Annotated in this window: 23 protein-coding genes; 10 read left to right on the forward strand and 13 right to left on the reverse strand. The window is 42.3% G+C overall.

Annotated features, from left to right (window positions below; translation table 11 throughout):
* The first annotated feature begins 153 nt into the window (after window positions 1-153).
* The 3 genes from KOL94_RS18440 (at window position 154) to KOL94_RS18450 (ending at window position 2,185) form a co-directional block, all read left to right on the forward strand.
* Entirely contained in the window at window positions 154-360 is a 207-nt protein-coding gene (locus tag KOL94_RS18440; protein ID WP_221568091.1) for a hypothetical protein, read from the forward strand.
* A 255-nt stretch (window positions 361-615) separates the two neighbouring features.
* Window positions 616-1,305 (forward strand): hypothetical protein, encoded by a 690-nt coding sequence (locus KOL94_RS18445; RefSeq protein ID WP_221568092.1) that lies wholly within the window; start codon window positions 616-618, stop codon window positions 1,303-1,305.
* 298 nt (window positions 1,306-1,603) lie between these two features.
* On the forward strand, window positions 1,604-2,185 hold the full coding sequence (locus tag KOL94_RS18450) for a GNAT family N-acetyltransferase (protein ID WP_221568095.1): 582 nt from the start codon (window positions 1,604-1,606) through the stop codon (window positions 2,183-2,185).
* 4 nt (window positions 2,186-2,189) lie between these two features.
* Here KOL94_RS18450 and KOL94_RS18455 read toward each other — a convergent pair whose 3' ends face one another.
* The gene (locus KOL94_RS18455) at window positions 2,190-2,576 is read right to left on the reverse strand and encodes a hypothetical protein (RefSeq protein WP_221568097.1); all 387 of its coding nucleotides are present in this window, start codon (window positions 2,574-2,576) and stop codon (window positions 2,190-2,192) included.
* A gap of 16 nt (window positions 2,577-2,592) precedes the next feature.
* Window positions 2,593-2,718: a hypothetical protein gene (locus KOL94_RS25390; protein ID WP_260412521.1), complete on the reverse strand. Its 126-nt coding sequence runs from the start codon at window positions 2,716-2,718 to the stop codon at window positions 2,593-2,595.
* A gap of 84 nt (window positions 2,719-2,802) precedes the next feature.
* On the opposite strand from KOL94_RS25390, the gene hpaB reads away from it, so the two are divergent.
* The gene (gene hpaB / locus KOL94_RS18460) at window positions 2,803-4,257 is read left to right on the forward strand and encodes a 4-hydroxyphenylacetate 3-monooxygenase, oxygenase component (protein WP_221568099.1); all 1,455 of its coding nucleotides are present in this window, start codon (window positions 2,803-2,805) and stop codon (window positions 4,255-4,257) included.
* On the opposite strand, the gene KOL94_RS18465 is transcribed toward hpaB, so the two are convergent.
* The gene (locus KOL94_RS18465; RefSeq protein WP_221568101.1) at window positions 4,258-5,373 is read right to left on the reverse strand and encodes a hypothetical protein; all 1,116 of its coding nucleotides are present in this window, start codon (window positions 5,371-5,373) and stop codon (window positions 4,258-4,260) included.
* A 24-nt stretch (window positions 5,374-5,397) separates the two neighbouring features.
* Here KOL94_RS18465 and KOL94_RS18470 point away from each other — a divergent pair, with 24 nt between their 5' ends.
* On the forward strand, window positions 5,398-5,634 hold the full coding sequence (locus tag KOL94_RS18470) for a hypothetical protein (RefSeq protein ID WP_221568102.1): 237 nt from the start codon (window positions 5,398-5,400) through the stop codon (window positions 5,632-5,634).
* Between the two features lie 10 nt (window positions 5,635-5,644).
* The gene (locus KOL94_RS18475) at window positions 5,645-5,902 is read left to right on the forward strand and encodes a hypothetical protein (RefSeq protein ID WP_221568104.1); all 258 of its coding nucleotides are present in this window, start codon (window positions 5,645-5,647) and stop codon (window positions 5,900-5,902) included.
* A gap of 275 nt (window positions 5,903-6,177) precedes the next feature.
* On the opposite strand, the gene KOL94_RS18480 is transcribed toward KOL94_RS18475, so the two are convergent.
* From KOL94_RS18480 to KOL94_RS18495, 4 genes are all read right to left on the reverse strand, one after another.
* Window positions 6,178-6,942, reverse strand: a complete 765-nt coding sequence (locus KOL94_RS18480) for an NUDIX domain-containing protein (protein WP_221568106.1) — start codon at window positions 6,940-6,942, stop codon at window positions 6,178-6,180.
* 136 nt (window positions 6,943-7,078) lie between these two features.
* Window positions 7,079-7,633, reverse strand: a complete 555-nt coding sequence (locus KOL94_RS18485) for a histidine phosphatase family protein (RefSeq protein WP_221568107.1) — start codon at window positions 7,631-7,633, stop codon at window positions 7,079-7,081.
* Between the two features lie 12 nt (window positions 7,634-7,645).
* Complete coding sequence (locus KOL94_RS18490) at window positions 7,646-8,413, reverse strand: SDR family oxidoreductase (protein WP_221568109.1); 768 nt, start codon at window positions 8,411-8,413, stop codon at window positions 7,646-7,648.
* Between the two features lie 13 nt (window positions 8,414-8,426).
* Entirely contained in the window at window positions 8,427-9,326 is a 900-nt protein-coding gene (locus KOL94_RS18495) for an EamA family transporter (RefSeq protein ID WP_221568110.1), read from the reverse strand.
* 281 nt (window positions 9,327-9,607) lie between these two features.
* Here KOL94_RS18495 and KOL94_RS18500 point away from each other — a divergent pair, with 281 nt between their 5' ends.
* The 3 genes from KOL94_RS18500 (at window position 9,608) to KOL94_RS18510 (ending at window position 13,084) form a co-directional block, all read left to right on the forward strand.
* Window positions 9,608-11,239, forward strand: coding sequence for a high affinity choline transporter 1 (locus KOL94_RS18500; protein ID WP_311775191.1), 1,632 nt, complete (start codon window positions 9,608-9,610; stop codon window positions 11,237-11,239).
* A 193-nt stretch (window positions 11,240-11,432) separates the two neighbouring features.
* Window positions 11,433-12,347, forward strand: a complete 915-nt coding sequence (locus KOL94_RS18505) for an ABC transporter ATP-binding protein (protein ID WP_221568111.1) — start codon at window positions 11,433-11,435, stop codon at window positions 12,345-12,347.
* On the forward strand, window positions 12,344-13,084 hold the full coding sequence (locus tag KOL94_RS18510; protein ID WP_221568112.1) for an ABC transporter permease: 741 nt from the start codon (window positions 12,344-12,346) through the stop codon (window positions 13,082-13,084). The genes KOL94_RS18505 and KOL94_RS18510 overlap by 4 nt, the downstream gene beginning before the upstream one ends.
* Window positions 13,085-13,210: 126 nt before the next feature.
* On the opposite strand, the gene KOL94_RS18515 is transcribed toward KOL94_RS18510, so the two are convergent.
* The gene (locus KOL94_RS18515) at window positions 13,211-15,331 is read right to left on the reverse strand and encodes an ATP-dependent Clp protease ATP-binding subunit (protein WP_221568113.1); all 2,121 of its coding nucleotides are present in this window, start codon (window positions 15,329-15,331) and stop codon (window positions 13,211-13,213) included.
* A gap of 531 nt (window positions 15,332-15,862) precedes the next feature.
* Between KOL94_RS18515 and KOL94_RS18520 the strand changes: the two genes are divergently transcribed.
* A complete protein-coding gene (locus KOL94_RS18520) occupies window positions 15,863-16,408 on the forward strand; it encodes a flavodoxin family protein (protein ID WP_221568114.1) in 546 nt (181 codons plus the stop codon).
* Window positions 16,409-16,463: 55 nt separating this feature from the next.
* Here KOL94_RS18520 and KOL94_RS18525 read toward each other — a convergent pair whose 3' ends face one another.
* The 5 genes from KOL94_RS18525 to KOL94_RS18545 all read right to left on the reverse strand — a co-directional run bounded on the left by KOL94_RS18525 (window position 16,464) and on the right by KOL94_RS18545 (window position 20,315).
* Window positions 16,464-16,619 carry a hypothetical protein gene (locus KOL94_RS18525; protein ID WP_221568116.1) on the reverse strand — a complete coding sequence of 52 codons (156 nt, stop codon included), beginning with the start codon at window positions 16,617-16,619 and terminating at the stop codon, window positions 16,464-16,466.
* 68 nt (window positions 16,620-16,687) lie between these two features.
* Complete coding sequence (nfsA, locus tag KOL94_RS18530; RefSeq protein ID WP_221568118.1) at window positions 16,688-17,446, reverse strand: oxygen-insensitive NADPH nitroreductase; 759 nt, start codon at window positions 17,444-17,446, stop codon at window positions 16,688-16,690.
* A 475-nt stretch (window positions 17,447-17,921) separates the two neighbouring features.
* Entirely contained in the window at window positions 17,922-18,347 is a 426-nt protein-coding gene (locus KOL94_RS18535; RefSeq protein WP_221568119.1) for a disulfide oxidoreductase, read from the reverse strand.
* Complete coding sequence (locus KOL94_RS18540) at window positions 18,340-19,050, reverse strand: DsbA family protein (RefSeq protein ID WP_221568121.1); 711 nt, start codon at window positions 19,048-19,050, stop codon at window positions 18,340-18,342. Before KOL94_RS18540 ends, KOL94_RS18535 begins: the two co-directional genes overlap by 8 nt.
* Window positions 19,051-19,370: 320 nt before the next feature.
* A complete protein-coding gene (locus KOL94_RS18545; protein WP_221568123.1) occupies window positions 19,371-20,315 on the reverse strand; it encodes an STAS domain-containing protein in 945 nt (314 codons plus the stop codon).
* Between the last annotated feature and the right edge of the window lie 7 nt (window positions 20,316-20,322).

Genomic DNA, 20,322 nt, shown 5'->3' on the forward strand with positions numbered 1-20,322 from the left:
TACTACTCCTTACTCTACCATATTCCGTAAATAAATTATAAGAGTATTCAGACGATCCAAACCCCTTACAATTTCACGTTGTCATGATTCTTTATGAAACAGTAGCTATCACCAGGCATATACTATAAGAGTATCTATTCTGGGGGAATCGCCGTGTGGGATCGCATACTTCTTATCTTATTGCTTCTTTACCTTCTATTGATCATTATTCTTCAAAACCCGCTTTTTAATGATCATCGTTCAAATTCAAATTCAAATTCGAATCCAATTACGATTGTTGGAAACATTGGACCAGTAAGCTATGAAGATGGAACACTCAAAATTCAATACATTGGATATCCTTTCGTTCCATTTCGGTAACAAGCACGAGGGCTGACGATTTCAGCTCTTTTTTTATTGAGCTATGTTAGACCTTTTGATGATTTTAGCGAAATTCACTCCCTTTCCGCAGGTCAAGTCACAATCTTCTTGTAAAAATCCCAAAATATGAATGGTTTTTACATAGTAGCAAATACTTAAAGAAAACTTGGCTCAGCCAATAGCCTTAGCTGGATGAGTCTTATATTAAATAAGGATTTTTATTCTTTCTTTAAATGTAAAAGGAGTGAAGGAGTAATGAAGCTAAAGAATTTTGGACTTGCTTTATTAGGAATAGCTGTTATGGGAATGATTTCACCCCAATATGCAGACGCATCTAATATGGATATTGAGGGGACTGTCTCGATGAAGTCATCCGAAGAGGTTAAAGAGGATGAAGGTCATAAAGGGCGACTAAGCCTTGCACCAGCGACACATCATAAGTTTGATAAGAAAGAGATCCGTTCACTTTTAGAAAAAGGCCATTCGAAAGAAAATGTCTTCCAGGCAGCACAAATCGCAAAGCTCTCTGAAAAGTCGATTGAGGAAGTTCTGAATCACTATAATCGATCTAAATCCTGGGAGAAGACGGCAGAACATTACGGAGTCAGTCCTGAAAAGTTAGCTGAGCAAAAAGCCAGATGGAAAGCACATAAAAAGAAATTCCAACAGCACAAAGGTGAGATTCTCAGTTATGTCGCTGATTATTCCAATAAGGATGTAACTGAACTGAAAGGTTACTTGAAGCAAGATATCCGTATGCCACAGCTCGTAAAGGCGGCAATCGTAGCAAAACTGAGCAATAAAGATTTGAAGGAAGTCATCAACTATAAAAAAGCAGGTCATTCAAGAGAAGAAATGATGAAACATTTCAATGTCAGCGATGCGCAAATGCATGCTGAGATGCTAAAAGTGTGGTCAGATATAAAGTCGATCATGAAAAAATAACCTTAAGGAAGATGGGCTGACAGTAAAGTCCATCTTTTTTAATATTCTTTTCGTTGCGGGGTCTCACCTGGCTCGCTGTTCCGCAGGAGTGTCGTGAATTTCCTTAAAAATCAACAACGAAGATTAACAAAGCCTTAATTTAAATGTTTAGCTCCATCATGTTGGGGACACTCTTTTCCCGTTTTTCTCCTCTTCCTGTCCAAAGAATCCTTCTATGAAGAATCAACTCTAAATAAAGGACTTTCTTTTCTTTGATGGAATATAGAAAAACAGTCAGAAAAGAAGGAGCTAATGACGAATGTGGATCAAACCTGTAACACTTAAAGGCAACCGTATCACAATCCGTCCTATGGAAATGAAAGATATAGATGAGTTATATGGAGCAGCCCAGTATGAAGGAATTTGGGATTACATGCCTATGGAAATCACATCTCCTGAGGAAATGAAGAAGCTTGTCCAACAAGCTTTGACGGCAAAAGAAAATGGTACTGAGTTCCCTTTTGTCATCTATGACCAGGTACAACAGAAGCTTGTGGGAAGCACACGTTTCCTGGATATTTCGGAAAAAGATAAACATCTTGAAATTGGCTGGACATGGCTGACTCCATCCGTTTGGCGTTCAGCTGTGAATACTGAATGCAAATATCTGTTGTTACGTCATTGTTTTGAAGAACTGGAGACGATACGGGTACAACTGAAAACGGACGGTCGAAATAAGCGTTCCCAGGCTGCGATCGAGCGGATCGGCGGGGTTCGTGAGGGAGTCCTTCGAAAGAGCCGAATGACATATACAGGATATATACGTGATACTGTCTATTTCAGCATTCTTGAATCAGAATGGCCGAATGTGAAAAAGAAACTAGAAGAGAAGCTTAATTGACGATCTACTGCTTCTCTTTACTTTTTTTCAAATAGCGGATCAGATCATCTGCATCATATGTTTTGTATTCTAGCTCTCGGGTGTTGAATACAAGGTATGCTGGTGCAGATTCGATCTCGAGAACTGGGTAGTCGAGTTGCGCATCCTCTAAAGAACCCACCTTCTGTATACTAGCCGAAGAGTAATGCACCCCCTCCTCCCGCAACATTTCCATTTCGAAATCAGAATCACCGACTACAAATAAGGATAATTGGTTTTCATCCTCCGCTAAAAAAGGTGGCCCGAACGCCGGTGGTCCATCCTCTGGCAAATCTATCTGCGTACTCCAGAATATAAGGATGATTGCAATGGTGACACCAAGGGTTATCAACTTTTGTTTGTCCTTTTTCAACAAAACCCCTCCCTTGTTATTTACTACGATTGAGATCTTCCAAAAGATCAATCACCCTGTCGTTTTGTTTCATAATTTTTCTCAAGCTGCTTTGTACGCCGAGAATCCCCATCAATACGACTATGGTCAGAAATATCATCATGGTCATCACCTGCTTTCTTTCGTACCCTTGCGCCCTCTTTTGCATATCGTATATGTATGATTGGTTGGTAAAGGAGTTAGATCTATGGGACTTATATCTGGTCAACAATACATCGACCGAATCAATAATTTACATCCAGAAATATGGATTGATGGTGAACAAGCAAAAGGCAAGCTTTCAGAGCATCCATCTTTGAATGGCATTATGAAAAGTAAAGCGAATCTATATGACTTGCAATTGAAGGTAGAAAAGCTTGATAAAATGTCATTCAAACTGGAAAATGGCGAACGAGCCGGTATGGCATTCTTCCCTCCTAAAACGAAAGAGGATTTAGAGAAAAGACGTCTTGCTTTCCAGGAATGGGCAAAATCCACTGGGGGGTTACTTGGCCGATCACCAGATTACTTAAATACGATTTTGATGACTTTTACCCAAGCTGCTGAACTCTTCAAGTCACAGGATCCTAAGTTTTGTGAAAATATGAGAAACCTTTATGAAAGAGCCACTCGTGAGGATCTGTCCTTCACGCACACTTTCGTCCATCCTCAAGTGAATCGCGGTCGGTATTATTTTGAGCTTTCAGATGATCCAGTCGCCGCACACATCAAGGAAAAGACGAATGATGGTCTTATCATAAAGGGCGCTCGTCTGTTGGCGACACAGGGTGGATTGACCGATGAGTTGATCGTTTTCCCTCAAGGTGGTGTCGGAGAATCCTGTATGGCAAATGGGTTTTCACTGCCTGCAAATACACCTGGTTTACGGTTTATTGCACGCGAATCATTTGATTATGGAAAATCGAACTTCGACCATCCTTTAGGCTCGCGTTTTGATGAACTCGATTCTGTCATCGTATTCGATGATGTACTCGTACCTTGGGAAAACGTGTTCTTTTATGAAAGTAAACAGCTCTCCGGCCAAGTGTATTCACAAACCAGTTTCTTTCCACAGACAGTCCACCAGGTAGTCAGCCGCTGTATCATAAAAACCGAATTTATCCTCGGAACAATCCAATTGATGATCCATACAATTAACATTGGTGATTATGATCTGGTTCAGGATAAGGTAGCAGATGTAATCATCGCTTTGGAAGCAATGAAAGCATTTGTCCTGTCATCTGAAATTCAAGCTAAACCCGATCGTTGGGGGACAATGACACCTGCTCGGGAGCCTCTTCATGCTGCATTATGTTATTATGCGAAAATTTACCCGACCTTCAGTGAAATCATCCAAAATCTTGGAGCAAGTGGTCTAGTCACTATACCGAATGAAAAAGATTTCCACTCTCCGATTCGTGGAGACCTAGATGATTATCTCCAGGCAGCAAATGCAAATGCGGAAGACCGCGTTAAAATTTTCCGTCTGGCATGGGACTTATCTATGAGTGCTTTCGGCACGCGTCAATCGCTTTATGAGCAATATTTTTTCGGTGGTCCGCTAAGCCTTGCCAAACGGTTGTATGCAGGGTACTATCGGGACCCTCAAATTGAATGGGTCAAAGATTTCCTTTCGATTAAAGATATTGAGCCCGGCAGCTGATCATTCGGCTGCTTTTTTATGTTCAAGAGGGAATTTCCCCAGCCGTTCTATCAATATTTCAAGTCTATTCTCGATTTGTGATTTCAATCCATATCGAATTTCTTGTTCCCGGTTCAATGTATCCTTTTTGAGAAGCTGCAGATGCGTATATGCCATTGTCACATGTTTCAGAAATACCTCCACCTGCAACGAATCACGTTTTTCCACAGAATCCTGTACATACCCTTCAATAAATCCATCCGCTATTTTTTTCAACTGTTCGATATGGCGGTTGTACCGTTGCTTCTCATACCTTTTTGTATTGTAGAAGGTCGGAAACGTCGTTTGATAATTGAATACCAAATTCGCCGCAAGTGAAGGACCCGTGTATATAATCGGATACGGATCGATGATGTGGATACGATCCTGGGTAAAAATCATGTTTTCTGGTGAGGTATCTTGATTCGTGAAGATGAGACGCTCTTCTTCGTTCGACCTCTTTGGAATCAATTCATCTCCTAAATGTCGTACTCGTTTTTTATCAAACTCATAATCACTTTCGAGTAATGTTTCCAGCTCTTCCGAATATTCTTCTGTTTCTTGTGGAATGAACGAGTGGATGTCCATGTCAAGCTCTCCCGATAAGCAGCCGTTGCTCCATTTTAAATAACCGAGCCCTGAAAGTGGGGATTCCAGTTTTTCGATAGCTGAAAAAAATTCCCCAAGCTCGATTCCATAGCGTCTTGATTGGTCATTCGTCTGTACTCCGAGCCCAACCGATGTACCAACGTACGATTCGATTGTATATGTCAGCTCTTCACTTACAAAAAAGGTAAAATACTTCGGACAGATCCCTTCTTTAGCTTTATTGGCATGTTGATAATACGCATGGGTCCCTGCATAATCCGACATCAATTCATCGTAATTGAATCCGACCTCTTTATCGTAGGCGATTTTCTTTGGTAAGCGCAGGACAAGCGGTTCAGCACTGCTGTTTACGAGGTAGGCATAATGCCAGGCGCCCTCTCCAAGACTTGTAATCTCTGACACAGTTTTAAGTTGCGGAAGACCTTCCATATCCAATGCTTTATTGATTTGTTCAAGTTCAGTTCCGACTGTGTTTGTCAGGATGTTCATATGCTTGCTCCCCTTTTATCTTATATGGAAAATCATACCACGGAATTGTACCTGATGAATGTTACAATTGGAAAAAAGGGGGATTTGATGGAAATCAATTTTCTTATTGTGATGGGGCTGATTGTCTTTGTGATCTTCATTGTATCGATTTTCTTCATGGTTGGTGATCGCATATCAATGGCTGGTAAGGGACAACAAGAAGAATTGATGCAGCTGAGAAAAAAAGTAGAAGAACTGGAGAAAAAGATGGACGAAAACTAGTTTTTAGGGATTGGTGGTGGGTGAAAACTTTAGCGGACATGAGCGCCGTTATTCGTATCAAAAAGAGGTGTTTATAGACATTAGCGGACATAGGAGACGCTATTTGCGCCAAATGAAGCAGATTTACTATGTTTTCAGGCAAATAAGAGCTCTGGTGTCCGCTATTTTTGGTAAACCAGATGTAAAGTTGAAAATAAGAGCTCTGGTGTCCGCTAAAAGCATTCCGATAAAGAAAACTTGGCAAAGCCAAGCCTTGGCGCAGGCTTAGCCGTAGTTGCGCTTATACTGAAGAAAGTATTTTATGCTTTCTTTAAGTGTAAAAAAGTCCACCCGCTTTAGCAGATGAACTTTCCGACAACCTTATCGTCTTTTGTTCTTTCTTGTCATTTCAATGATGAGCTTTTCGATTTCGTAGAAGTTAAACATGGAATCCGCTCCCTTTCGAGTTTGTTTTGTTACTCTTAGTTTACGGCTTTCCACTTGTTGTTTAACCGGTCAGCAGATTGGATTTTCCTCCGCCTCTAGATTGATTTTATTCTCCGTCTATGTCCCAAGCCGATGCAATAGCTCATAAGGTTTCACTTTTACAGCTTCAACTGGGACAGTTACACTCGATTTCAATGCATCTATCGCTCTTGTAGCCATATGTGTGCGAGTGATATAGTCAGAGACATTTTCCTCAGTAAGCTTTATGAATCGTGCCTCTTGAATTTCAGAATCCTGTTTTACAATCTCAGTATTCAATGCGATCCCTTTAAACACAATGCTTACAATTCTGCCTGTCGTATTTTGATAGACTCCCGTCGTGCTTCTCAGCTCGACGTCAATCGCTGTTTCCTCCAAGATTTCTCGTCTTAAGGCAATTTCGAGCGGTTCACCTTCTTCTACTTGACCACCAGGTAGTTCCCACGTATCATTCCGCCAATTTGTTTTGACAAGAAGTGTTTCGCCGCAGTCATTCTGGATTAGTCCTGACACTGCGACAATATGACGTGGCACATGATAGTCAGCCGTCGCTTCCATGAACTCCTGTTTACTTGATAAAATGATCTTAGCGATTCTGTGTTTCTCAGCTTCCGCTTGCTTATGCAGTTCATCAGCTCGTACCCGCTCTTCTATTTTCTCGTAGGCTTCTAAACTTTCATATTCCCAAATTGCTGTAATGTAACGTTTATCCCCACTCACCCATCTTCCAATGAGCTTTGCGCCATTCTTCCATTGATTCGGAAGTAAATATGTATGGAAAAAATCATTGAATGTATCCACCTGTTCAGGATTGATATAGTAGGTTTTCTTTCGATAAATCATTTAAATCCCCCTTGCTTTTGCCACAAACTCTCTTGCCTTTTCAGTTGATCTTTGTGTGTTTCTTCCTCGGTGATGAGTACTTTCGACAGTTCCACCGTTTACGAACAAGTATACTCCAAGTGAAAATAGCTCTCTCCTACTCCTTCCATATCCGCTCCACTTTAATTAGATTTTGTTGATTGAACGTCACCTTATAAATATCAGGCATAGTCAACTGTTTCCAAAAATCAATTCCATACTGCCGGTCAAAGTGGTGCATGATCAAGACCATGATATTTCCATGTGTACCGATTACCATGTGTTTTCCCTCGTACATATTCAAAAGGTGACGGATGGTTGAAATCCCCCTATGTTGTGCCTGAGCGTTTGATTCACCGCCTGGAAATGAAAAAGTCGGCACTGACCATACTTTATTAATGGCAGAATTGAAATCCTCAACAGGAGAATCGGATAAAGTACGCTCTTTCAAATTTTCGACTGTCCTCACTTCAAGACCTTTTGATTCCGCAATTCCTTCCACAGTGTCAATCGCTCTTCGATATGGACTCGACAGCACGATATCGACATGTACTTGTTGGAAGCACTCCGTTACTCGTTCAGCCTCTTCTTTTCCATGCTCAGAAACCCCACGTCCATATTCATCAGATGAATAAACAGAATGGGCATGACGTACAAAATAGATTGTTGTCAAAAAGATCCCCCTTTAAGTTGTGCGTTGAAAACCGCCTTCTGAGTGGATGACCTGCCCAGTAATCCATCCCGCTTCTTCACTTGCTAAGAAGCGGATCAATTGCGCTGCATCTTTTGGGGTTCCGATCCTTCCCATTGGAAATTTCGGCAGGAGTTCTTTCTCCAATTTTTCATCTACCCATCCTGTATCATTCGGTCCGGGATTGACAGCGTTGATTGTGATTCCTTTTTCCGCAAGATCAGGGACAAGTGTTTTTGTCAGATATTCCACCGCACCTTTTGTAATTGCATAAGAAAGTTCGTGTCGCATCGGTTCAAGGGACTGACCAGAAGTCATTGAAATCACACGACCCCCTTGTCCTTTTTGATAACCTCTTGCAAAGTAGGAAGTCAATAAAGTTACTGCTTTCACATTGATTGCATAATGCAGGTCCAAGTTTTCCTCCTCAATCGTAGCGTAGGTATCGTTCACAGAGTAACAAGCATTGTTGACGAGGATATCCGGATACCCTAACGTCGTTTCAACTTGTTCCAATAAACGAGGGAGGTTGGATTCTTGTGACAAATCCATTTCAATCCGTTCACACCGTACCCCATACCTTTCAATCTCGGCTTGAAGGCGCGCAGGTTCATCAGCAGCAATTCCCCACTCCATCTGTTGATCATAATCCGTCCAGTACGTAAAAAAGATATCGTTCCCAGACTCAGCGAGGGCCCTGCATGCTGCTGCTCCTATCCCTTTCAAACGGCTCACACCTGTCACCAAAGCGATCCGATTCATATTTGTCTCCTCCTCATTGTGCTAATGATTGCTTCATTCTTACCTTTTTCGATTCTTGTACGATCATCACAGCACTAAGCACCAGGAAGATTCCGAGCACTTGCCAAACCGTAAGTTGTTCATGGAAAAGCATCACGCTTACAAGTGTTGCGACGACCGGTTCAACCGTCGCTGTAATCGAAGCACGGCTTGACTCGACGAATTGCAGACCAACCGTATAAAGCATATAGGCTATAACTGTCGATAAAAAACCGATACCAACTGCATTCAGTAGAACACCAGGTTCTTGAAGCTCACTCGTTTTTGTCCATAATCCAGTTGTAGGAATCATCGCTACAGAACCAAAAATGAACGTATATGTCGTGACGGTCAGTGATGAATACTTCGCGAGTGCATATTTTCCAAAAATACTATAGAGAGCGTATCCCAAACCAGAACCAAGCCCTACAATGACACCGAAAAATGAAACTGAGCTTGAGCCACCTGGTAACAATCCAATTACAAATGTACACCCGAACAATGTCATGAATAACGCAATCAGCTTACGTTTTGTAAACCATTCTTGAAATAAAAATCTTGAAAGGATCGTCACGATTGCGGGTGCTGTATATAGTAAAATAGCTGCAACTGCAATCGATGTCTCTTGTATTGCGGTAAACAGGCACCAGTTAAAGAAAACGATGCTGAATATTCCCGTCCCAATGAAATATATGCTGTCACGCCATTCTACTTTGAGGAGTCTCGGATTTTTTATGAGTACAAAAACAACGAGGATCAACGCTGCGACGATTACACGAATTGCCACCACCTGAATTGCAGTGAATCCATACTCATATAGCCCTTCAACAAATATCGCAATAAGCCCCCATAACGCTGCACCGATTGCTATCAATACATACGCCCACTTTTTCATGGATATCTCTCCTTACTTCAATCTCTGCATCCTCACAATTTCTATATAAGCATGAAAAGTCCTTTTTAGAAATAATTACTGATATCTTAGTACTTTAACTAAACATATGGTTCTGTTAAAGGACTTTGTTGATTTTTATGAGAAATTTACGACACTCCTGCGGGAAAAGCCACCAACCCTTAAGGTTATTACTCTTTGACTGGTCTTGTCTCCCGTATGTTTATCTTCCTGTTAGACAAACTACCACTAGGATCAATGACTAGCAGAATGGAGGTAATATTGTGGCAAATATAACAAAGAATCGTTTTTTCAAACAGGGTATTTTTGCGATTCTAGTCGCACTTGTTTTCTTATATCTTGCACTGACTAACCCTAATATTCATTGGGGCGGCTTCATTTCCATGATTATTTTTTATGCGTTGATCTACTATATCGGCGCGTATTCGGCCGCAAAGAAATCGGATACCGTTTCTGATATGATGGTAGCGAAAAGATCCCTTCCTTTATGGATTGCCATGTTCACGATGGCAGCCACATGGGTCGGAGGCGGTTACATAGCTGGTACTGCAGAATACACCTATTCATCCGGTATCGCCTGGGCTCAGGCACCGTGGGGGTATGCCCTCAGCTTGATCATCGGTGGTATTTTCTACGCTCGTAAAATGAGAAGCTATGAATTCATGACGATGATTGATCCGCTTGAAATGCGTTTCGGTAAAAAAGTAGCTGGCGTTTTATACATTCCGGCACTATTAGGGGAAATCTTCTGGAGCGGTGCTATTTTGACAGCACTTGGAACCACTTTCGGGACGATCCTTGGTCTGGATTTTAAAACCTCGATCATCATTTCTGCGGCGATTGCAATTGCATACACGGTAGTTGGGGACATGTGGTCGGTCGCATTCACTGATGTCATCCAAATGAGCATCGTCATCCTCGGATTATTCCTCGTCGTACCTTTTGCTTTGGGTAATGCAGGAGGTTTGGGTTCTTCCTGGAGCATGTATACCGGAGAAATGGGTTCACTCGCGAATCTGTTCCCACCATTGAATGGTTGGGAGCACCCGGATTGGGGCAATTATTACTGGAACTGGTGGGACTATGCTCTGTTATTGATTTTTGGTGGAATCCCATGGCAGGTGTATTTTCAACGTGTGTTATCAGCTAACACACCGCGCACAGCCATGTGGTTATCAATTGCGGCTGGTTTCATTTGTATCATTGCAGCGATTCCGGCTGTGCTTATCGGTATGGCTGGATTTGCAGTAGATTGGGCAAGTATGGGTGTTTCAGAACCTGAAAATCCTGCGATGATCCTCCCTTATGTTTTACGATACATGACTCCGCCGGTCATTGCAGCTATCGGACTAGGGGCATTGGCTGCAGCAGTCATGTCATCAATGGATTCATCCATTCTTTCTGCTTCATCGATGGCCTCCTGGAACGTTTATCGTCCTTTGATAAAACCAAAAGCGTCTGGCGAGGAACTTAAAAAAGTGATAAAGCGAACAATCATCTTTGTTGGTGTCGGGGCAACCATCATTGCATTGAGTATTAAAAGTGTTTACGCGCTCTGGTACCTGGCTGCGGATCTCGTCTACGTCATCCTGTTTCCTCAGTTGACGATGGCGTTGTTTTATAAACGGGCTACCAAATATGGATCGATTGCAGGGATCATCGTCTCCTTCTTCTTAAGACTCGGCGGCGGGGAACCGGTCATCGGACTGCCGAAGTTTTTACCATATCCGTTAGTGGAAGATGGGATTGTCCTCTTCCCATTCCGGACCCTCGCGATGGTAGTCGGATTCATCACGATCTTTATTGTATCTGAATTCACACAGAAAGCATCTCCTCCTCAACCGCTTCTCACACCAGATGAGCGACGCAGGAAATCAGAAGGTACTGTCCAATAACGGACGGTGCTTTTAATTGTGATTTTTATCGTTTTGGATTTATCGGTGCAAACTTGAAAAATTTCGGTGATTTCAAGTGTCCCTGTTTCTAAATCAGATACTTTGAAACCATTCCCTCCTATATCCGTAACTATTACCATACATTAGAAATTGTGGAATAAAACCGAACTGCAATTTTAGAGGAGGACGTTTCATGGAACATGTCATTACCGTAGAAAACCTATCAAAATCCTACGGAGATACCCATGCTGTACAGAATATCTCATTCGTTGTACAGAAAGGTGAAATTTTCGGGATCATCGGACCGAATGGTGCTGGTAAAACGACAACCATTGAAATGCTAGAAGGGATTCGAAAGCCAGATCAAGGTTCAATCGATGTTTTAGGATTACAACCACACCGTCAATTAAGGGAATTGAACAAGCGGATCGGAGTCCAGTTCCAGGCTACTTCGATTCAGAAAAAAATGAAGGTCAGAGAAGCACTCGACCTGTTTTCTTCTTTTTATAAAACAAACACACAGAAAGATTACCTGATCGATCTGCTTGGTTTGAAAGAGAAGTTGAATGTACGGTTTGAAGATCTTTCCGGCGGTTGGAAGCAACGGGTCACTTTGGCACTCGCTACTCTCCACCAGCCCGAGATTCTTTTCTTGGATGAACCGAGCATGGGGCTGGATCCACATGCCCGAAGAGAAATGTGGTCGATGATCAAGCTCTTGAAAGAACAAGGTTGTACAATCGTCATTACCACGCACTACATGGAAGAAGCTGAACGACTTTGCGATCGTGTTGCGATGATTTATGGCGGTCAATTGAAAGCATTGAATACACCCCAAGAACTTCTTGAAGAAATGGCAGTCAATTACCTTTCCTTCCAAAGTAATGGACTGGAGTACGATCATCTCCTCACCTTACCTGGTGTCATCCGTATTGAAAATGAACATGATACATTCAAAGTTTATAGTGAAACCTTACAAGAGACCACTTACCATATTTTCGCCCATTGTCATGAGAAGGATATTGCCATCGAAAACTTCAAGTTTGAAAAAGGGACGCTTGATGATCTCTTCGTCCACTATTTAGAGAAGGAGGAACAGCCGGCATGACAGCAATGCTCAAATTAGCAGACCTAGAAACAAAGATGTTTTTCCGGGATCGTTTAAGTGTTTTTTGGACCTTTCTATTCCCTGTGTTAATGATCTGGCTGTTCGGTTCGATGTTTCAGGGACAAGAGATGGGCGAGATGTCATTTGCGGAGCTCTATGTTCCTTCCTGGATCGGGGTCAACATCGTGACGACATCCTTTTTCACCTTAGGAACCGTACTGGCCAGTTACCGGGAAACAGGTGTCCTGCGACGCTATCAATCCACCCCTCTGCAACCGTGGAAAATTTTAGCCGCCCATACGTTTCAGGGAACCGTCATTTTTATGATATCTGCCATTTTATTGATGGTTTTCGGAATGCTGATGTATGACCTAACCGTGCCGCAGTATATCGGCAGTACTTTGCTTGCTTTGCTCGTGAGTATCTTGGCCTTTTTCCCATTTGCATTGTTTTTGACATCCCTTGCAAAAAACACGCAGGCAGCTGCAGCAATCAGTTCGCTATTCCTTAACCTTATGCTCTTCCTTTCCGGAGCGACCTTCCCATTGGAAATGATGCCTGAGATTTTGCAATATGTAGCGAAAGCACTGCCGCTTTACTATACGATCCAGCTATTGAGAGGAACATGGAATGTAGGACCGATCTCAGATTACGGTCTTGAAGTAGGAGTATTGCTGGGAATTGCGGTCGTATCCTTGTTTCTTGCATCCCGATTCTTCCGCTGGAGCGGGCAATAACGAGTAACGAGGATCTGTGATATTTGTAAATCCAGCTACGATATTTGTAAAATGCCGGATCATATTTGTAAACGGCGATATGTAATATGAAAAAGGAAGAGCGATTCAGCTCTTCCTTCATTATTCTTATCCTTTTTGGACCACGATTTCCTCATCGATATAATCGACTTTGATTTTTGTGAGCTCTTCATCATCCAGCAGAAGATCTGCAATGCCATCTTCCACTTTTTCTTGAAGGACTCTTCGGATTGGTCGGGCACCGAATCGAGGATCATAACCAAGGTGGACGATTTGTTTCTTCGCTTCATCTGTAACCTCGATTTCATGACCATCTTCCTTCACCATTTCACGGATATCATCCAGCATCAGATCAACAATTTGTACAAGGTGTTCTTCATTCAATTCGTTGAACTGGATGATTGCATCAAAGCGGTTCAAGAATTCCGGCTTGAAGTAATCCCCAAGATTCTCAAGGATGGAAATCGCTTCAGTGCCCTGCTTTTCGAAGCCGACTTTGATTTTCTTATCTCCAGTACCCGCATTACTTGTCATGATGATGACTGTATCTTTAAAGCTGATTGTGCGACCTTGGCTATCAGTGAGTCGGCCATCTTCCATGATTTGAAGGAACATGTGCTGGACATCCGGGTGCGCTTTTTCAATCTCATCTAGTAGAATGATACTGTAAGGATTTCTTCGCACGCGCTCTGTCAGTTGCCCCGCTTCTTCATGGCCGACATATCCCGGAGGCGAACCGATCAACTTCGACACAGAGTGTTTTTCCATGTACTCACTCATGTCAAGACGGAGCATGGCATCCTTCGAACCGAACAATTCTTTCGCAAGTGTCTTCGTCAATTCGGTTTTACCTACACCAGTAGGTCCTACGAATAGGAATGAGCCGATCGGACGGGCTTTCGACTTCAAACCTGCACGACTGCGTCGGATTGCTTTTGCAACCTTCTGTACCGCTTCTTCTTGTCCGATGACACTTGAACCAAGACTTTCAGCGAAATTCTTCAACTTGTTCTGTTCTTCATCCTGAAGCTTGCGCACTGGAATACCAGTCTTCTCTTCGACGATCCATTGCACATCTTCAAGCTTAACCTCTGGTTTCTCTTCTGTTGATGTTGCTGTCTGTTCTTGCAGCTTCAACTCTTCATCGCGGAGCTTAGCAGCACGCTCGTAATCTTCTTGATGTGTCGCTTCTTCTTTTTCCTTAGCAATTGCCGCAAGCCGTTCTTCGATATCGTCAGAAGTTGCATTACCAGCGAATTTCAAGTTCATTTTTGAACCGGCTTCATCCATGAGGTCGATCGCTTTATCTGGCAAGAATCGATCCTGGATATAGCGCTGGGATAGAGTTACGCATGCAATCAACGCTTCATCTGTATAACGGATATCGTGATACTGCTCGTATTTTTCCCTCAATCCTTTTAAAATTTCGACTGCTTCATCGACAGTCGGCTCTTTCACCATGACTGGTTGGAAACGACGCTCGAGTGCAGCATCCTTTTCGATTTGACGATATTCCTTCAATGTTGTCGCACCAACTAGTTGTAGCTCTCCTCGTGCAAGAGCTGGCTTCAGGATGTTCCCTGCATCCATGGATCCTTCAGCTGAGCCTGCTCCTACTAACAAGTGGATTTCATCTACGAAAAGGATAACGTTTTTACGTTGTTGAACTTCTGAAATCAACTGTTTCATCCGCTCTTCAAATTGACCGCGGATCCCTGTATTCGCGACAAGTGATGAAACATCCAACAGATAAACCTGCTTGTTGAGAAGCTTCTTAGGTGTATCTTGTTCAGCAATCTTCAATGCGAGACCTTCTGCAATCGCTGTCTTACCTACACCTGGCTCACCGATCAACACAGGGTTGTTTTTATTCCGACGGTTCAAGATTTCGATGACCCGTTTCACTTCTTGATTCCGGCCGATGACAGGATCAATCAACCCAGCTTTAGCTGCATCTGTTAGATTTCGACCTAGATCATCAAGAAGACCTCCTTGACCTTTATTAGATCCAGCCCCTTGACCTGCTTGAGGTTCCTTTTGTGCCATGAAATCTTCCATATTGAAGCCCATCGGACTGTGACCGAAACCACCTAAACCGCTTGGCTGCTTCATGTCGTTTTGGATTTCTTTATAGCATGAAGGGCAGAGACGCAATTGTTTCGTTACCCCATTTATGTGAAGAGTCATTCTTACATTGGCTTCGTTAACTTGACATTTTTGACAACGCATATCAATGACCTCCTTTAATATATTTAGCTCTTTTTTCTTTGTTTTGGTTGATTTTTGAAATCACTCACTTACACAGGAAGTGCTGGCTTCAACGTTACCACAAGACCTCGGACTTAGATTCCATCCTTGTAGTTTTGCGCCGAGTAACAGCAAGCGCAGGACGTGGTGGCTTTTAGTCGAAGATCCTTAATTCGTTGCGGGGTCTTGTCTGGCTCGCTTTTCCCGCAGGAGGGTCGCTATTTCCATTAAAATCAACCTTAGTATTGAACATAACCAGTTCATATTTTTGTTTTTGATCAAAGTTGACTTTGACTATCTTTGACTTTTAAATATATTATAGTTTGACCTTCTTTGACTTTCAAGTATTTTGTTTTAAAAATTTCTCCCGACTATTCAATTGGTCTCTGAGGTTAACAGACCGCTCTAGAGGATGCAAAGAACTTGTTTCGATTATCGAGTAAGAATGCTCGCAATTAATTAGCCATTTAGCTATGCTGTAAAAAGCAAAGTCTTCAGGGGAGGTATATCCAAATGAAAATACTTGCAATTCATGGTAGTTCGAGACCGAAGGGGAATACAGAACAATTGACGAGAAAAGCCCTTCAAGGGTTAGATGCCACCCACATCCACTTGAGTGATTTCACAATCCAGCCGATTGATGATCTTCGTCATGAGCCCGGCGGATTTCAGCCTATTGAGGATGACAACGATCATATCGTCAAATTGATACTCGACCACGATATCCTCGTCTTTTCTACTCCTGTTTATTGGTACGGGATGTCTGGAATGATGAAGGATCTGATCGATCGTTTTTCTCAAAACATGCGGGATACCAGATATGATTTCAAGGATAGTCTAAGCAAAAAGAAAGCTTATGTGATCTGCTGTGGCGGAGATAACCCGAAGATCAAAGCATTGCCGCTCATCCAACAGTTCAACTACATCTTTGAGTTTGTGTCATTGGAATTTGCGGGCTATATCATCGGACAAGCGAATAAACCAGGCGAGGTCGCAAACGATATCCAAGCGATCCAACAAGCTGGTGAACTGAATAAGATTTTAATAAGGTCGAACTAAATAAAAAAGACTCGCTAGAACATCATAATTGATGATTCCAGTGAGTCTTTTCTTCTTAAAATTCTTGTTCTTCTCGCTTCGGCAGATCCTCTTGTCGAAGTTTGTTCGGGCCCTTCGCCATTTCTTCAGCAATTTCAAAATCCGGCAGGCTTTCCTTCGGTGTTTGATTGTGGTGGGTTGTTTTATCCTTTTGCTGCTTACGTTTTGTCATGTTGAAACCTCCATCTTTGTAGGTTATAGAGGTAGTTTTTGTTGATTTTCTTTAACGTATTCGCAGGATCATTTCAATGGGATTTTGATGCTTTTCAAAAACTCCTTCATGTACATTCTCACCGGCTTCGTCATTTTACCAGCAATTATTTCGGTCCATGAGTTCGATCGTTTACCCTGTGTACGCTCATGGTAATAAGCTGAAATATCTTCATTGTATGAAGCAAGTTGTTTTTTGAACAGTTCATCATCCTGCTGATATTCATCGACATGGTAGACATTCTCCATCGGCAGGCGTTGCTTTTTACCAGGATTCTGGTCGGGCACCCCGACACAAAGTCCAAACAAGGGTATGACTCTTTCTGGTGTGTTCAACACCTTTACGACTTCATCAAGGCGATTACGGAGACCCCCGATGTAACAGATGCCAAGCCCCATCGATTCTGCAGCAAGCACAGCATTTTGAGCAGCAAGTGCTGCATCAATCGTACCAACTATGAATTTTTCGGTGGATTCCACTGTTTCTTCAATATCTTTTTCCGATAAGCCTTCCATCTCTACAGCTAATTTATGACGATGCAGATCTGCACAAAACACGAAGAAATAACCGTTCTTTTCGACGTATTCTTGATTCCCCGCCAATTCAGCCAGTTTCTTTTTCTTAGCAGGATCCTTAACGCCGATGATCGAATAGACCTGCAGATAACTTGAGGTTGCTGCCGATTGTGCGCTTTGGACGATAAGAGAGATCTGTTTATCAGTCAGTGGTTCATCTTTAAATACACGGATGCTCCGATGATTCAAAATTGTATTGATTGTTTCATTCATTACATTCACCCTAACTTCTTTAATTGTTTAATATCTTTATGGTATCCAACCGTCATGACATGAACAAACATTCTGACCTGAAAAACTTCAGGAACAAAACCGGCCAAAATGTTGCTTAAGCGAAATTTGCGACACTCCTGCGGGAAAAGCGAGCCAAGTGAGACCCCGCAACGAACTGCAAGTTCGTGAGGAGGCTTGTGAAGTAGGTTAATGCAATGAAGTGATGTCTAGCTCAGCGACCAGTCCCTTGGATCACTTCAAACTTCCTGCGGCGGCAACACATTGATTGACATCCTTATGAGTTAGCCCACGCAGAACCAAGTCTTTGTTTGGTTCGAGCCTCCTCGTCAGTCCTCCAGTGACCTGCGTAACTAAACGGGTCGCTTCCGCTTTTCTTGTGCCCGCGGAAAGGGAGTGAATTTCGAAGAAATCAACATCATTCTTTAACAAAGCTCATAATAAAAAAGAGAGCCACTTAAAGGCTCTCTTCATCATTTAATTCCTTTTTCAGAATGGTGATCATGATGACTGTTATCGATATGAAAGCAATCAGCGCAAGGAACGGGATCGTGATGAATCCAAACCAGTTGATATACGCTCCAGAGCACGGGACGCCCTGTGTACAAGCAACAGCCTGGGTAAACCATTCTGTTTTTTGATGCAGATAATGAAAAGTCGAGACCCCTACACCGATTACGCTGAATGGGAGGACATAATATGGAAGTTTCCTGTCCTCGATGTACCAACCGATTCCGAGGAGGATCGCTAATGGATACATCAGAATCCTTTGATACCAGCAAAATTCACATGGGACGAATCCAGCTATTTCACTGAAATAGAGGCTACCGAGAAATGCTGTCAAAGAAATGATCCAGGCGATCCCGACTCGTTTGTTATTCATTTGCTTCTTCCAAAGCCGCTTCAATCGCTGGCTTTATTCCATCTTCGTAATGGAGATCAACCATTTTTCCATTCACGAGGATAGTCGGAGTACTTTCAACTGCACTGCTTTCTTGACGATCCTGTTCCACTTTTTCACGGATAGCTTGGTCTTCCATATCCGTCTTCAACTTTTCGATATCGATGTCTTCCATATTCTTTTCAACCAAACTGACGAGAAATTCCTCACTTGCCCATGCCTCGTTTGGATTGCCCTGATTTTCAAGTACAAGGTCATAATATTCCATGTACGCATCAGGCTTTTGAGCAAAGACTGCTTCACCAACTAAAGCAGCAGTAAAGGAATCGGCTCCCATGAACGGTTTATTGATGAATGTCATTTGTGCTTTTCCTGTATCAAGGTAATCCGCTTTGATTTGCGGATAAACCTGTTCAGCAAACTCTGCACAGTGCGGGCATTTGAAATCGAAAAACTCTACGATCTTGACTGGAGCATCCTCTTCCCCGACAGTAGGCTGCCCTTCATAGGTGACATCAATTTCTTGATTATTTCCATCGCTTCCGGACTCTGGCTGCTTACCTTCCTGGTTACTGATGATAATCAATAGGACAGCTACCAATACGAAGATGCTGGCAATAACGATGATGAATCCTTTGTTGCTTCTTTTAGGTGGCTTGTATACTGATTTCTTTTTCTTAGCCATTATGCTTCCTCCTATTATGTACTAACTCTATTCTTATCAATTCCTCTCATGATGTCAATGAATGGGTATTGAACAATCTTTAGTTCATACTTACTTCCCAAAAGATCAGCATTCTTAAAGGCTGTTTTCGCATAGATTTTTGTTTTTGGAAATATACTCGCTTTACGGGTGATCCCCTCGTCCACTTGCACAGGATATACTGACTTCGATGTTCACCAAAAAATATATAAAAACCCCCTTAGAATCAGGAGGTTTTACAAGATATACACTTAAAATTGCACTTATTTCGGACAGGGTTTTTCACCTGTTTCTGTCCGAATTCAAGTTATTGTTGGCGTGGGAGGAAGTGTTTCAACTGGTTTTTCAGCTTCGTCCTCTTCCATTTCATCTAAATGCTGCTCGTCAAGTTGCCATTTCTTTTGGTTCGCAAGATATTTCAAGCCCGTTCTGAATGTCGAGAATGTTTCAGCATCAATCGTGACACCAGAGCGTACGATTTCTTGTACGAGTCTTGATGAAAAACCGACATAAATGATTTCTACACCCATCAAGGATAACGCCTTCGTAATCTGTTCAATCTGGTGAGCTAGATCACCCATGTGGAACTCTCCGTTTTCCGGAATGACTGCTCCTGTAAAGTCACAAACAATCGATTCAGCATTTTGCTCAGGAATGTTATTCAATAACTTTTGCCTCAATATTTCAAAACGTTCATTCGTAAGCAGTCCGACAATCGGTACCAAAATGGTGTTAGGTACAATTGATGGAATGATTGGTACAGATAAGTCTGCTATAAGTTGTTTGTCTTTCTTCATTGTCTTTTCGAAATCAGTCACCTTGGTTTCGAAGTTTTGGACCATTGCCCGGACATACTCAAATCCAGCTTTATCAATCATAAGCTCAACCTTACGAAGGATACGGAATAGCTCTTTATTAGTTGGCGATTCTCCATCCAATTGGTTTTCGATGATGATCCAAATCTGATTTTTAAAAATCTGAAACCGTTCAAAGGAATGTTCAAATTGTTTGTTTTCTTTAAGTGTATTCTCACTGGCTCTCTCTGCCCATTCTCTCATCAAGTCATCTAACTTTGTTGTATCTTCGGCTGTTAATCCACTTGCAACAAACTCTGCGAGCAAAACGTGATCATTCGTTACTTGTTCGTTCAAATGAAGTCCTGTTTTTTCTGTGAAAATCGTACGGGTCTTCTCGGCTATGGTTTCTTTTTCAAATAAAATTTTTTCGGCTAGTGCTCTGATACTCATTTCCAAC

Source organism: Alkalihalobacillus sp. TS-13 (assembly GCF_019720915.1).
In the GTDB taxonomy this organism is placed as follows: domain Bacteria; phylum Bacillota; class Bacilli; order Bacillales; family Fictibacillaceae; genus Pseudalkalibacillus.